The sequence below is a fragment of the Vibrio cionasavignyae genome (assembly GCF_050337155.1).
Taxonomy (GTDB): domain Bacteria; phylum Pseudomonadota; class Gammaproteobacteria; order Enterobacterales; family Vibrionaceae; genus Vibrio; species Vibrio nomapromontoriensis.
This window is the reverse complement of sequence record NZ_JAKJSR010000012.1, coordinates 140,387-153,295: the sequence shown is the minus strand read 5'-3', so window position 1 is coordinate 153,295 and position 12,909 is coordinate 140,387. Positions and strand designations below refer to the sequence as shown.

The following is a 12,909-nucleotide window of genomic DNA, read 5'->3' as shown; positions in this document are numbered from 1 at the left end:
TATTGAAGTTAGTGACTGGATTCTGTAATTTTACTACCAGTTATCTTAAAACAGAAATTAAGTTGTGGAGCAACATAATGACTATCAAAGTAGGTATTAACGGTTTTGGCCGTATCGGTCGTTTCGTATTTCGTGCAGCGCAAGAGCGCAACGACATCGAAGTAGTAGGTATTAACGATCTAATCGACGTTGAGTACATGGCATACATGCTTAAGTACGATTCAACTCACGGCCGTTTCAACGGTACTGTTGAAGTTGAAGGCGGTAACCTAATCGTTAACGGTAAAACTGTACGTGTAACAGCTGAGCGCAACCCTGAAGATCTTAAATGGGATGCAATCGGTGTTGACGTAGTTGCTGAAGCAACAGGTCTTTTCCTAACAGACGAGACTGCACGTAAGCACATCACTGCTGGTGCTAAGAAAGTTGTTCTAACTGGCCCTTCTAAAGACGCAACTCCAATGTTCGTTATGGGTGTGAACGATTCAACTTACGCAGGTCAAGACATCGTTTCTAACGCTTCTTGTACTACTAACTGTCTAGCTCCTGTAGCTAAAGTTCTTAACGACAAGTTCGGTATCGAATCTGGTCTTATGACAACAGTTCACGCTACTACAGCAACTCAAAAAACTGTAGATGGTCCTTCTGCTAAAGACTGGCGCGGTGGCCGTGGTGCTTCTCAAAACATCATCCCATCTTCAACTGGTGCTGCTAAAGCTGTAGGCGTTGTTCTTCCTGAACTAAACGGCCTTCTAACTGGTATGGCTTTCCGTGTACCAACTGCTAACGTATCTGTAGTTGACCTAACTGTTAACCTTAAGACTGCTGCATCTTACGAAGCAATCTGTGCTGCTATGAAAGAAGCATCTGAAGGCGAGCTTAAAGGTGTTCTAGGTTACACTGAAGACCAAGTAGTATCACAAGATTTCATCGGTGAAGTTCAAACTTCAGTATTCGATGCTAAAGCTGGTGTTGCTCTAACTGACAAATTCGTTAAAGTTGTATCTTGGTACGACAACGAAATCGGTTACTCAAACAAAGTTCTAGACCTAGTAGCTCACATCTCTAAGTAATGTAAGCATCTAGTTCCAACTTTTAAAAAGGCGACTCTTAGGGTCGCCTTTTTTGTACCTGAAAAGTGTGTATTCCTAGTCTGAGGTATCAAATATGGACTTTAATTCCCTACCAGCAGTCACCGTACTTTCTGATTTTGTCACCATTACTCAATGTGGTGACAACAAAATTGTTCGTGTCATTCACCCAAAAGCATCAGCCGCTATCTCTCTTCATGGGGGGCATGTTCTCTCTTACCAACCTGCTGGCGAGCACGATCTTATCTGGATGAGCAAAGAAGCCGTTTACGATAACGCAACCGCATTGCGTGGTGGTATTCCTATTTGCTGGCCTTGGTTTGGTCGCATTGCCGCTCCCGCTCATGGGTTTGCCCGCACCAGCGAATGGTCTCTTATTGAGCATAAAGAAAATGAACAAGGTGTCATCATTAGCCTTGGTTTAAACGACTCTGATACAACGCGTGAAATTTGGCCACACCAGTTTTCCCTAGTCCTCAATGTTGAAATCGGTGACCAACTCACTGTAACGTTAAACATGACTAACACTGATGATAAGCCATGGTCATACTCCGGTGCGTTACATAGCTACTTCAACGTAGGTGATATCACCTCGACAGAAGTCACAGGTATGGGACACAGTTACATTGATGGCTTACTCGAAGGGCAGCGCTGTGAAGGCAGTGACACGCTTGCTCTCACCGATACCATTGATCGCGTCTATACTGCGCCTGAGAAAGATATCCTCATCAAGGATAGCCGACTCAATCGCACCATCTCGGTGACTAACCACGGGCATAACTCAGCGGTACTTTGGAACCCTTGGGCTGCTGGCGCCAAAGCCATGGGTGACATGAATGATGACGGCTACCAAACATTCCTATGTGTCGAGTCTACTCTGCATGCTCCAACGCTAGAACAAGGTAAACAAGTTTCACCGGGTGAAACCGCTGTGCTTTCCACGGTCATTGGAATTCAATAAAAACGCCTTTGCTTAATTGCGCAGTGGCAATGATATGGTTAGACTTAGCAAAATTTTCCGCGAGTCTAACCGTATGTCTTATCAATGCCCACTTTGCCACCTCCCTCTTCAACAGCGCGAACGCCATTTTGCCTGTGAAAACCGCCATCAATTCGATATGGCGAAGGAAGGCTATGTGAATTTGATGCCTGTGCAGCACAAGCAATCAAAAGATCCTGGCGACAACAAAGAGATGATGCAGGCAAGACGTACCTTCCTCGCCCATGACTTCTACGCGCCCATGCGTAACGCCGTCGCTCAGTCCCTTGTTCAACATCACCCACTCGTGTCTGTCCAAGCTCTGGATATAGGCTGTGGTGAAGGCTACTACACGCATTATTTTGCGGATTACCTAAGTGAACATTTAGGGGATGCTCAGCACCATCCCATCGACTGCTATGGACTCGATATTTCCAAGGTCGCCGTTCGTTACGCGGCTAAGCGCTATACCAATGTCTCTTTTACCGTAGCATCTAGCCACCGACTGCCTTTTGCTGACGACTCTCTCTCTGCCGCTATCCGTATTTATGCACCTTGTAAGCCCGAAGAGTTAGCTCGATGCATTCAACAAGATGGTATCGTGGTCACCGTCACACCAGGAGCGCACCACCTATTTGAGCTACGCGAACGTATTTATGATGAAGTCCATCTTCATGATGAAGAAACAGAAACACTCTCTCAATTCCAATTAGTCTCGGAAAATAAGCTAAACTACGTGATGAAGCTAACGGGCGACCAAGCGCATGATTTGTTGCAAATGACGCCATTCGCATGGAAAGCGACTGATGAAGTAAGAGCAACACTTAAAGCCACCGAGCAGTTTCAATGCCAAGCTGACTTTATGGTCAGAGTATTCAAGAAAGTGTAATGAAAATAATTATCAATTAGATTGAAAGCAATCGCTAACTTGATTATCATCTTTCTCGCGAATAGCCTTCGATAACGTCGGCTATTTTTGTTTAGGAGCTCGCTAATCTTATGAAGTTATTACCTATCGCCCTTCTTGCGGCCCTTCTCAGCGGGTGTGCATCATCTCTCAATACAAGCTCAACCTCAGCGTATCGAGCGCAGCCCGTAGTAACTTTCTACGATTACCAACTTTACACGAGCCAAGGTGCACCGATTTCACTGACAGCATTACCAAAGATACTGACCAAAGCTGACGTGATCTTGATAGGGGAATGGCATACCCACCCTGCCATTCATCGCTTTCAAACCGAATTGTTGCAAGCATTAGCGAACAAAAACCCCAACGTAGTCCTATCTATGGAGCAATTTTCTCGGCCTTCGCAGCCCATTGTTAACGACTATCTAAACGGGAAAATTGGCGAGCAAACCTTAATATCTGAAGGTAAGGCATGGCCAAACTATGAGAGTGACTATCGCGCCCTTGTAGAATTTGCGAAACAAAACCAATTATCGGTGATTGCCAGCAACGCCCCAAAAGCAACGGTTCGCTGTATCGGGCGCACTGGAATAAGCTATCTCAATACGCTCAACCCGATAGAGCGAAGCTATGTCGCAGACACCATCGATACCTTCACTAGTCCATACAAAGATAAGTTTATGAGATCCATGCACCACGGCACACCCGAGCAAACTGCTAAGCAGTTCGCCGCTCAGCTGACGTGGGATGCGACTATGGCGGAAAGTATCGTCCGCTTTATCGACACAACGCCTACTGCTCAAGTGATGCACATCGCCGGCAAATTTCATATCGACAACGGACTCGGTACTGCAGCACAAATACAAAAATTAAACCCTAACCTAAAGATCGCCATCATCAGCCCAGTTATCGACATTAGCCCGGAATCGACCACCAGCGATATGCAATTACAGGTGCTTCCTTTGCCAACTCGTTATGTCCAACAAGCAAACCGACTTAACGCCTATAAGGCCCTAGGCAATAGAAATGACAACCTAATATGTACACCATAATTCACACATTGAATCATTTGGCTTAGATTTTGCTACCAATATCCACTGATAACGTTCTATTCACGCCGCTGATATAATTTATTAAAGTTTTTATCTTCAGTGGCGATACAGATATTGATAGTGGTGAAGGAGAACCGGTATGCAAAGCGTCAATTCTAACCTGAGTCAAACAACACCTGTGGTGACTAATGCCAGCCCTGTGACAGCAGAAGCTCACGGCGCCAATAGCGGCAAAACGTTGCCATTGGCAGAATCCGATACCTTGCAGATATCTGCACAGGCAAAAGCCGCGTTGGAACAAGATAGCCTAGCCAAAGCAGAAGACGAGTCCATGGGTAAGAGTGTCCAATCCTTTGCACATGGCGCTTTAGGCATGGATCACCCCGATGATCTCAAGGAACAAGAAGATGACTCTTACTCAGCAGGCCAATACGTTTCTGCGGCGGTAACCGTTGGGGCCTTAATTCTTGCTCTAGCCTAACAATTCACCACTAGCTGCCAGTTTTTATCTTGACGACAAACAATCGTGTTTGTCGTCAAAGGCGTTCTACTTAGATAATCATCTTCTTTTACTAAGTGATTAGCCAACATGGAACGCTACTTTAAACTTATCGATAAACCCACCTTTTTTGGTGCTATTGCACTACTCTTTTCCGTCATTATTCCTTTGATCTTATTCCCACAGCAAGGTGCGGAAGTCATTTCACAAGCCAAACTGATCATGACGGACAAATTTGGCTTTCTCTATTTGTCACTCGGTCTCGCCGCTTTCTTTTTCATGATTTTCATCATTTTCAGCGATATCGGACAAATCAAACTTGGTGACCCGGATGAAGCCCCTGAATTCAAAACTTCCTCATGGGCTGCGATGCTATTTTGTGGCGGTATTGGTGCCAGCATTCTGTATTGGGGCTGCATTGAGTGGGCTTACTACTATCAAGCGCCACCATTTCAGTTAGAGCCTGGCAGTGAAGAAGCCGTTCGTTGGGCCGCTACCTATGGCCTGTTCCACTGGGGCCCAATTGCGTGGTCAATTTACCTCATTCCAGCATTGCCTATCGCCTACTTCTATTACGTGCGCAAACAACCTGCGTTAAAAGTATCGAGCGCGCTCATCCCTGTCCTTGGTGAAAAACACACGCATGGCGCGCTTGGTAAGCTGATTGATGTTCTGTTTATCTTCGGTCTTTTGGGTGGCGCGGCAACGACACTTGGCCTTGCAGCACCGCTCATTAGTGAAGGCCTGAATGTGCTATTTGGCTTGCCACAAAATACCTACTCACAGATTGGCGTACTTGCCGTTTGTACTGGTATTTTTGCCTACTCCTCTTTCGCAGGAATGGAAAAAGGCATTAAGGTTCTAAGTAATATTAACTTTTGGGGTGCGATGATTTTATTGGCACTGGTGTTAATTCTAGGTCCTACCGTATTCATTTTAGAAACCGGGTTAGATTCGATTGGTCGTATGATGTCAAACTTCTTTGTCATGGCAACATGGGCAGAACCTTTCGGCGGCTACGGCACTTTCGACAATACTCACTTCCCCCAAGATTGGACTATCTTCTACTGGGCATGGTGGCTAGTATTTGCACCAAGTATGGGGCTCTTTGTTGCGAGAATTTCCAGAGGCCGTACCATCAAACAAATGGTAGCGGGTTCGCTATTCTTCGGCTCTAGCGGCTGTTTCTTATTCTTCATTATTCTAGGTAACTTTGGTCTATCACTGCAGTTATCTGGACAATTAGACATCGTCGGCATTTTGAATACGTTTGGTCCAACAAAAGCGATCTTCTCCATGCTATCTGAATTGCCATTTGCATGGTTCATTATTCTACTCTTCACCGTGCTGTGTATTATTTTCACGGCAACGACCTTTGATTCGATTTCTTATATCTTAGCGTCGGTGGTACAAAACGACGTGACTCAAGAACCAATGCGTTGGAACCGTATGTTCTGGGCCTTTACGCTCAGCTTCATGCCAGCGGTGCTAATGTTCTTAGGCGGATTAAGTACGCTGCAAACAGCGGCGATTGTCGGTGGTCTACCTTTGCTTATCATCGCGGTGATGTTAATGATTTCCGCAGTGAAAGCGGCAACGCTAGACATACGTCATCAAGATGATTATGTCGAACCGACCATTAATATCGAAGAACTGCCTGAATTTGATCCTTGGTCAACAGAAGGCGTAGCACTGGCTCATTTTGAAAAATGTCGCGATATCGCACAGAACGCAGCCGATGAAGAACGCGCGGCAATGCACGAGTTGTTTAAGACGAAAAAGGCCATTCGCGCCTATGCTCTCGAACACGCTGCTGATGAAAACCATGCTATCCCACAGGACCTCGTCGACGAGCTCGAAGCTAAACTTCAAGCACTAAACGATGCTCAAAACTCAAAAGAGCAGTCATCGCAAGCCGCTCAAGACGCGAGAGTACGCTTTACTGAAATCTGTACTGCTAGCTAAAACTAAAAAGGCAGAGCGTTAATCGCTCTGCCTTTTTTAATTGTGGGTCCCTGAATAAATCAGGCTAATCTGACACTAACCTATCTATTAGGGTGATTCAGTATGTGGTCTTATTGATAATCAACCAAACATTACTCTTTTAATCGGCGGATAAAGTCCTGTAATGCGGAAAATTACCACAGGAATAATAAGGGGAGCTAACCAAACAGGGTTGAAACCCAAAACATATTGATGAATGGCATATATTGCCAACGAAGCCACACCTAACGTAGTTATGACTCTAGTTAGGAACCTTAGGTTCAGTGACACTATTAGTCTGGATAAATCTATAAATACTAATGTTCCAGAAAGTGCTACTACAAACGCATAATGTCTAACAAACCAACCTTGGCTTAGCAATAATTTAGCATCTGAAGAAATATTATACGTCCCTAATCGATCCCAATAAGGGACTAACGCAAAGAAAAGTACATACGGAACCACCCTAAGCAAGTAGAATTTTGTTCCAACGAAAGCTTGGTAGAAAACAATACCTAATAAGAAGTAAAAAAATAGTCCTCCGTGAAAGTAATTGACAAACTGTAATCCCGCTATCGATGGCATGAGATGCAAGTACTTGGCTACTTTCCAAAATATATACATCAGAAGTACCTGTACATTTATCGATAGAAGCAACTTAGAGATTCTCTCAAAATTTGAAGATGATTTGAGAACTTTATATGCAAAAAAAATCACGAGCAAGAATACACATATAAAAGCAGTGCACCAGAATATGAGCGGCAAAAACCAAAGTCCCCAATCAGCCTGCTTTACAACCATCCAAATGTAACTAATAAGCTCTTTGTCTGAATTGATATAGAAGTATTGAAACAAAATCCAAAAAAAGAACGGGATTATAAGGTGCTGAAATGCTTTCGTGACCCTTTTAAGCAAAGCTTTTGCAAAGCTCTTATAATCATCGTGAAAGTTAATTTTTTTGATCCAAAAAGCTGCTGAAGCTCCAGCTAACAGAGTAAACAATGGCATATGAAAGGAGTAAATAAACGCAAAACCAAAGAAATCATCAAAATTGGTGTGTGTCATTTGGAAATAATGTCCCAATACGACCAACAGAATTGCAATGCCTTTACACACATCTAAAAGCACATCTCTTTTGTCATCGAAGGGAAGAAGAAAGTCTCGAATTTTGTTCATAAAATGCTTAGTAAGTGAAATTAATTGTAAAAATATACCAGAGTCGACCGCTAACTCAAATTGACACAGAGAAACATTATTTGAAAATAATATTTCCTTTCGAATTTAATCTAATGCCTTACTCTACTGAGTCTTATAAACTTTGTTTAGCGACAGGTGGCCGAATCCGTGAAGCATCCCCGTGCACAGCTCACGTATATGCCGACGAAAGGCAATAAGATTCGCTCGATACCGATCAGTCCAGATCTCTATAATGTGATTTGCAAAGAGAGCACCTACCCATTACTTAACATTGCCTATTCAATGGCTTACCGATTCGTCGTACGCAATGTCCCACGACTAAGGCAGCAAGCTACCCATGCTCTACGCCACACTTTCTCATTTTACTACATGATGAACGATGGTAACATTATCGCCCAGCAAGGAATCCTTGGTCATGGTGACATAAAACAGACCATGCGATACGCGCACCTACCCCGCTCACCGAGAAGATGTGGTAAAAAACCTTTCGCGAACATCAAATGATTGGAAAATGTGAACCGTAAAACATCCATATTATGTTCACAAATTTTCTTAATATTGATGATTATTGATTAAGTGACTACAAGTAAGCCTTGGTAAGCCTTACTATACCTAGTCTCGCCTAGGATGGTTTAATATGTGGTCTTCCCAGTCAATCACATCAATCTCATACACGACTTTATTTCTTACGCTTTCATCAGCAGCATGCATCGCTGACTTACTACCAGTAATTAACGGATGCCATGCCGGGAGGTTTTCGCCTTGAGACAGCACACGATACGCGCACGTTTCAGGTAACCAATTAAATTCAGAGATTTTATCTCGCGTTAACTTCAGGCACTCTTCGCCAGATTCAAAACGATTCATGTAATCTTTACATGAACAGGTGTCGCTGTTTAACCAGCTGCACGCTACATTGGTGTAGTAGACGTCATCGGAGTCTTCATCCATGAGCTTATGGAGACAACATTTACCACAACCATCGCATAGAGATTCCCATTGTTCCTCCGACATTGCTTCTAGCGGCGTTGTTTCCCAAAATGGCTTGCTCATGTTTACTACCTTTACGTTCTGTGGAGGCGTTTTATACCGCTAGTTTAGATAAACATCAAGTCATTCTCTATGACAAGCATGATTCAATTGTGTACAAGTGACTAGGTTTTGGTACACTCTGCGCCCCATTACTTTTAGGTTATTAAGATGGACTGTCGATTAGGCTGTGGCGCCTGCTGTATTGCACCAAGTATTTCTTCTGCCATTCCGGGTATGCCCAATGGCAAACCTTCCGGCGTGCGCTGCGTTCAGCTCAATGAAGACAATCTTTGCAAGCTCTTTGGTCAACCAGAGCGACCTAAAGTGTGTCACGATTTTAAACCATGCCCTGATGTATGCAGTAGCACGAACCAGCGAGCGCTGAGTAATCTGTTGGAGCTTGATAGACTAACTTAGCGAGCCTATCTAAGTAGAACTTTGAGTTCAAAGCCACAAATAGGTTGATAAAAACCGTATATTTTAAAGATCAAACTTTTCCTATTTATCGGAAAAAAGGTTATACATACTCTTATGTACTTAATACTACTGAATATTTTATGACGCTCAGAGAAGTCCTTCAAATCCGCAATGTCCGCTACTTCTTAATGTTTCGAAGCAGCTACTTCGCCCGCTTTTATTACCCTGTATTTACGCTTCTTTATCTAGACTACGGCTTAACCCTGTCTCAATTTGCCATGCTAAATGTAGTTTGGGCGGCGACGATTGTGCTTGCCGAGGTCCCGTCGGGTGCCTTTGCTGATACTTTAGGTCGTAAAAAGCTCGTCGTGTTATCTTCGGTCATCATGTTTGTTGAGATCGCAATGATCGCATTTGTTCCCATTGGTAACCCCAATTTGGTATTCATCGTGTTTTTAGTCAACCGAGTATTAAGCGGCTTAGCCATGGCATTAGCAAGTGGCGCGGATGAAGCGCTAGCTTATGACACCTTAAAGGAGCAAGGCAAAGAAGAAGCTTGGCCACGAGTGTTACAAATCCAACTGCGAATCGCGTCAAGTGTCGGCATTTTCGTCACGCTCTTAGGCGCCGCTATGTATGATGTTAGCTTTATGGCTAAGGTTTACCATCTTCTTGGACTCGTCGAACCAAAAAGCACCCAAGACATCATGCGCATTCCCGTCTATGCCACACTGCTGGTTGCGATGATCGCCATATACTCAGCGCTTAGTATGAGGGAGGCGAAAAAAACATTGCCTGAACATGGCGGAAAAATGGCCACCACGTTGGCAAGCCTCAAGCTGACACAAGTTACTGCTAAATGGGTGATGTCTACGCCTTACGTCCTGTTCATATTGCTTTATTACAGTTTATTCGAGCATACATCACGTATGTTTTTAACCATGAACAGTCAGTATTATCGCGCGATTGATATTCCTATTATTTACTTCGGATTAATTGGGGCAGGAATAAGTGTCCTGCAAATTCTATTGGCTGGACAAAGTCGAAGATTAGCGGAAAGTATGGCACCCAAAAAATTCATCCTTGTCATGGGACTCGCAACCATGGCAACCTATTATTGGATCAGTCTTGGCTGGTCGATTTATGGCGTCATACCTGCGCTGATCTTAATCTTTATCATTATGACGATGAATATTTTCATTAGTTACCACCTTAATAAAAAAACCGAATCGCACAACAGAGCGACGGTACTAAGCTTTAAGGGACTGATGTTCAATCTTGGATACGGCTCGATTGGTATTTTATACGCTTACTACTACAAATTACTGTCGCAAAACTATACCGAGCAACAAGTTGAGCAACATCTCGACTTCCTAGCCTCACTTTCTTCCTTTTTCTACTATTTCACCGCACTATTTGTTGTAATCAGTGCGGCGTTTTATTTCAAAAACAAAAAGAAGGCCATTTTTTAGTCAGCATTGATGAGGGTCGGCGCGTCGTAGAGCAGTCGTCTATTTAGCTAACGTGGGTTGAGGTAAAAGTAATCAGCCATACGCTGACTTAGCACCCACGACATCTTACTCAACAAGCAAAATTAAGGATTTACCATGTATCTCGTCTTGTATTGTCACAACATCGGTATGACGGATTTCTCTTTCTTCGAGACAGAAGATTTTGATAAAGACGATGGCTATACCGTTCGTGGCAAGTGGCCTAACGAAAGCGCGTTTCGCGACTATCTCACTAAAGAGTTTGGTGATATGAGTGAGTTTCACGTTGTTGATTTAATTTCTAGAGGCGAACAAGCCGAGCACTACTCTGTGTTGGAGCTTACCCAGTTATCACAACAAATTGAGCCTTAAGGCTCGATATCTATACTTTGCGCCTCCTCGCCCAAACTGGCGGTATCAATAAAATCAGCTATGTTTCAAAGGAACCGCAATTATAGGAGTGGGATTTCTTATGAATCGTTATTTAGCTGAACTATTTGGTACATTTTGGTTGGTTTTAGGAGGATGTGGGTCAGCCGTGCTCGCCGCAGGTTTCCCTGAACTAGGAATCGGCTTTCTAGGCGTTGCGTTGGCGTTTGGTTTAACCGTATTAACCATGGCATTTGCCATCGGACATATCTCTGGCTGCCACCTAAACCCAGCGGTCAGCATTGGTTTGTGGGCTGGCGGGCGATTTGAAGCCAAAGAACTTCTACCCTATATCATTGCTCAGGTCGTTGGTGGAGTACTGGCAGGCGGCGTACTCTATCTTATTGCTTCTGGACAAGCAGGGTTTGATGCCACCGCGTCTGGCTTTGCATCTAATGGCTATGGCGAGCACTCTCCAGGTGGTTACACGCTAACTGCTGCGCTGGTATGTGAAATTGTCATGACCGCCATGTTCCTTATTGTCATTATGGGAGCGACCGACTCTAGAGCACCACAGGGCTTCGCCCCTATTGCTATTGGTTTATGTCTTACCCTCATTCACCTCATCAGTATTCCGGTCACGAATACTTCCGTTAACCCTGCTCGTAGTACTGGTGTAGCCTTATATGTGGGCGAATGGGCCACAGCTCAATTGTGGCTATTTTGGGTTGCGCCTATCATCGGCGCGGTAATCGGGGCATTGATTTATCGCTCTTTGCTTGGTAGCAATAGTGATTAGCTAGTAACTGTTATTAGGTAGGGATAGTTATTAGGTAGGGATAGTTATTAGGTAGGAATCGAAATTAATAACAGAAAATCAAAAAAGGCGCGATAAACGCGCCTTTTTAAATCTTGTGTCGTCCCAACAAGGAATGAGACAAGGTTGTACCATCTACCAGCTCAAGCTCGCCCCCAACAGGAACGCCATGAGCAATTCGGCTCGCGGTCACTTCATGCTCGTGACACAACTCTGCAATATAGTGAGCAGTGGCTTCGCCTTCAACCGTTGGGTTGGTGGCAAGAATGACTTCACTAATATCACGCTGCCTTAAACGATAATCCAACGTATCTAAACCGATATCGCTTGGTCCAATACCGTCTAGTGGTGAGAGGTGCCCCATCAACACAAAGTAACGTCCTGAATATTGCCCGGTAGCTTCCACCGCAGCGATATCTGCTGGGCTTTCTACTACGCACAATTGACCGTTTTCTTTACGTTTAGGGTTAGTACAAATATGGCAGGTCTCTTCTTCCGTAAACGTCCGACATTCCTGACAATGACCGATATCGGTCATGGCTTGAGACAAAACCTCGGCAAGCTGCAGCCCACCTTTTCTATCTCGCTGTAACAAATGAAAGGCCATGCGTTGTGCTGACTTGGGGCCAACCCCAGGTAGACATCGCAAGGCCTCCATCAAATGCTCCAGCATTTGGCTAGTTCGCATTTATTGTTCTCTAATTTTTCAATTAGAATGGCATTTTCATACCTGGTGGTAATTGCATACCGCCAGTCACTGATGCCATTTTCTCTTTTTGTGTTTCTTCAACACGACGAGCAGCATCGTTAAACGCCGCTGCAATCAGGTCTTCTAGCATTTCTTTGTCGTCTTCCATCAAGCTCTCATCGATCTCGACACGACGTGTGCTGTGGCTACCAGTGATCGTTACCTTAACAAGGCCCGCACCAGATTCACCTGTTACTTCCATGTTTGCAATTTCTTCTTGAAGCTTTTGCATACGCTCTTGCATTTGCTGGGCTTGCTTCATCATGTTGCCCATTCCGCCTTTACCAAACATAGGTTTCTCTCGGTTGATTCAGATTATTAATAACAT

General features: G+C 44.2%; 15 protein-coding genes. 11 read left to right on the top strand and 4 right to left on the bottom strand.

What is annotated here, in order from left to right; translation table 11 throughout:
- Positions 1–77: 77 nt before the first annotated feature.
- The 6 genes from gap to L4D74_RS08510 all read left to right on the top strand — a co-directional run bounded on the left by gap (position 78) and on the right by L4D74_RS08510 (position 6,493).
- Positions 78–1,073, top strand: coding sequence for a type I glyceraldehyde-3-phosphate dehydrogenase (gap, locus tag L4D74_RS08535; RefSeq protein WP_265673358.1), 996 nt, complete (start codon positions 78–80; stop codon positions 1,071–1,073).
- Positions 1,074–1,167: 94 nt separating this feature from the next.
- Complete coding sequence (locus L4D74_RS08530; RefSeq protein ID WP_428751707.1) at positions 1,168–2,052, top strand: D-hexose-6-phosphate mutarotase; 885 nt, start codon at positions 1,168–1,170, stop codon at positions 2,050–2,052.
- A gap of 73 nt (positions 2,053–2,125) precedes the next feature.
- Complete coding sequence (gene rlmA, locus L4D74_RS08525; protein ID WP_428751907.1) at positions 2,126–2,959, top strand: 23S rRNA (guanine(745)-N(1))-methyltransferase; 834 nt, start codon at positions 2,126–2,128, stop codon at positions 2,957–2,959.
- Between the two features lie 110 nt (positions 2,960–3,069).
- Positions 3,070–4,029 carry a ChaN family lipoprotein gene (locus tag L4D74_RS08520; RefSeq protein ID WP_428751706.1) on the top strand — a complete coding sequence of 320 codons (960 nt, stop codon included), beginning with the start codon at positions 3,070–3,072 and terminating at the stop codon, positions 4,027–4,029.
- Positions 4,030–4,168: 139 nt separating this feature from the next.
- A complete protein-coding gene (locus L4D74_RS08515) occupies positions 4,169–4,510 on the top strand; it encodes a hypothetical protein (RefSeq protein WP_428751705.1) in 342 nt (113 codons plus the stop codon).
- A gap of 108 nt (positions 4,511–4,618) precedes the next feature.
- Complete coding sequence (locus tag L4D74_RS08510) at positions 4,619–6,493, top strand: BCCT family transporter (RefSeq protein ID WP_428751704.1); 1,875 nt, start codon at positions 4,619–4,621, stop codon at positions 6,491–6,493.
- A 120-nt stretch (positions 6,494–6,613) separates the two neighbouring features.
- Here the strand turns inward: L4D74_RS08510 and L4D74_RS08505 are convergent, their stop codons facing one another.
- On the bottom strand, positions 6,614–7,687 hold the full coding sequence (locus L4D74_RS08505; RefSeq protein WP_428751703.1) for an acyltransferase family protein: 1,074 nt from the start codon (positions 7,685–7,687) through the stop codon (positions 6,614–6,616).
- Between the two features lie 168 nt (positions 7,688–7,855).
- Between L4D74_RS08505 and L4D74_RS08500 the strand changes: the two genes are divergently transcribed.
- Entirely contained in the window at positions 7,856–8,212 is a 357-nt protein-coding gene (locus L4D74_RS08500; protein WP_428751702.1) for a tyrosine-type recombinase/integrase, read from the top strand.
- A 108-nt stretch (positions 8,213–8,320) separates the two neighbouring features.
- Here L4D74_RS08500 and L4D74_RS08495 read toward each other — a convergent pair whose 3' ends face one another.
- Complete coding sequence (locus L4D74_RS08495; protein ID WP_428751700.1) at positions 8,321–8,761, bottom strand: YcgN family cysteine cluster protein; 441 nt, start codon at positions 8,759–8,761, stop codon at positions 8,321–8,323.
- Between the two features lie 147 nt (positions 8,762–8,908).
- On the opposite strand from L4D74_RS08495, the gene L4D74_RS08490 reads away from it, so the two are divergent.
- From L4D74_RS08490 to aqpZ, 4 genes are all read left to right on the top strand, one after another.
- Positions 8,909–9,157, top strand: a complete 249-nt coding sequence (locus L4D74_RS08490) for a YkgJ family cysteine cluster protein (protein ID WP_428751699.1) — start codon at positions 8,909–8,911, stop codon at positions 9,155–9,157.
- A gap of 140 nt (positions 9,158–9,297) precedes the next feature.
- Positions 9,298–10,629: an MFS transporter gene (locus L4D74_RS08485; RefSeq protein ID WP_428751698.1), complete on the top strand. Its 1,332-nt coding sequence runs from the start codon at positions 9,298–9,300 to the stop codon at positions 10,627–10,629.
- A 135-nt stretch (positions 10,630–10,764) separates the two neighbouring features.
- Positions 10,765–11,019: a hypothetical protein gene (locus L4D74_RS08480; protein WP_428751697.1), complete on the top strand. Its 255-nt coding sequence runs from the start codon at positions 10,765–10,767 to the stop codon at positions 11,017–11,019.
- A gap of 100 nt (positions 11,020–11,119) precedes the next feature.
- A complete protein-coding gene (gene aqpZ / locus L4D74_RS08475) occupies positions 11,120–11,815 on the top strand; it encodes an aquaporin Z (RefSeq protein ID WP_428751696.1) in 696 nt (231 codons plus the stop codon).
- Between the two features lie 106 nt (positions 11,816–11,921).
- Here aqpZ and recR read toward each other — a convergent pair whose 3' ends face one another.
- Positions 11,922–12,521 (bottom strand): recombination mediator RecR, encoded by a 600-nt coding sequence (gene recR / locus L4D74_RS08470; RefSeq protein WP_428751695.1) that lies wholly within the window; start codon positions 12,519–12,521, stop codon positions 11,922–11,924.
- A gap of 22 nt (positions 12,522–12,543) precedes the next feature.
- Positions 12,544–12,873 (bottom strand): YbaB/EbfC family nucleoid-associated protein, encoded by a 330-nt coding sequence (locus tag L4D74_RS08465; RefSeq protein WP_102471711.1) that lies wholly within the window; start codon positions 12,871–12,873, stop codon positions 12,544–12,546.
- Positions 12,874–12,909 lie beyond the last annotated feature (36 nt).

Excerpts from the sequence above, each read along its gene's own strand:
- gap (WP_265673358.1), top strand. The coding sequence starts at position 78 with ATGACTATCAAAGTAGGTATTAACGGTTTTGGCCGTATCGGTCGTTTC.
- L4D74_RS08530 (WP_428751707.1), top strand. The coding sequence starts at position 1,168 with ATGGACTTTAATTCCCTACCAGCAGTCACCGTACTTTCTGATTTTGTC.
- rlmA (WP_428751907.1), top strand. The coding sequence starts at position 2,126 with ATGTCTTATCAATGCCCACTTTGCCACCTCCCTCTTCAACAGCGCGAA.
- L4D74_RS08520 (WP_428751706.1), top strand. The coding sequence starts at position 3,070 with ATGAAGTTATTACCTATCGCCCTTCTTGCGGCCCTTCTCAGCGGGTGT.
- L4D74_RS08515 (WP_428751705.1), top strand. The coding sequence starts at position 4,169 with ATGCAAAGCGTCAATTCTAACCTGAGTCAAACAACACCTGTGGTGACT.
- L4D74_RS08510 (WP_428751704.1), top strand. The coding sequence starts at position 4,619 with ATGGAACGCTACTTTAAACTTATCGATAAACCCACCTTTTTTGGTGCT.
- L4D74_RS08505 (WP_428751703.1), bottom strand. The coding sequence starts at position 7,687 with ATGAACAAAATTCGAGACTTTCTTCTTCCCTTCGATGACAAAAGAGAT.
- L4D74_RS08495 (WP_428751700.1), bottom strand. The coding sequence starts at position 8,761 with ATGAGCAAGCCATTTTGGGAAACAACGCCGCTAGAAGCAATGTCGGAG.
- L4D74_RS08490 (WP_428751699.1), top strand. The coding sequence starts at position 8,909 with ATGGACTGTCGATTAGGCTGTGGCGCCTGCTGTATTGCACCAAGTATT.
- L4D74_RS08485 (WP_428751698.1), top strand. The coding sequence starts at position 9,298 with ATGACGCTCAGAGAAGTCCTTCAAATCCGCAATGTCCGCTACTTCTTA.
- L4D74_RS08480 (WP_428751697.1), top strand. The coding sequence starts at position 10,765 with ATGTATCTCGTCTTGTATTGTCACAACATCGGTATGACGGATTTCTCT.
- aqpZ (WP_428751696.1), top strand. The coding sequence starts at position 11,120 with ATGAATCGTTATTTAGCTGAACTATTTGGTACATTTTGGTTGGTTTTA.
- recR (WP_428751695.1), bottom strand. The coding sequence starts at position 12,521 with ATGCGAACTAGCCAAATGCTGGAGCATTTGATGGAGGCCTTGCGATGT.
- L4D74_RS08465 (WP_102471711.1), bottom strand. The coding sequence starts at position 12,873 with ATGTTTGGTAAAGGCGGAATGGGCAACATGATGAAGCAAGCCCAGCAA.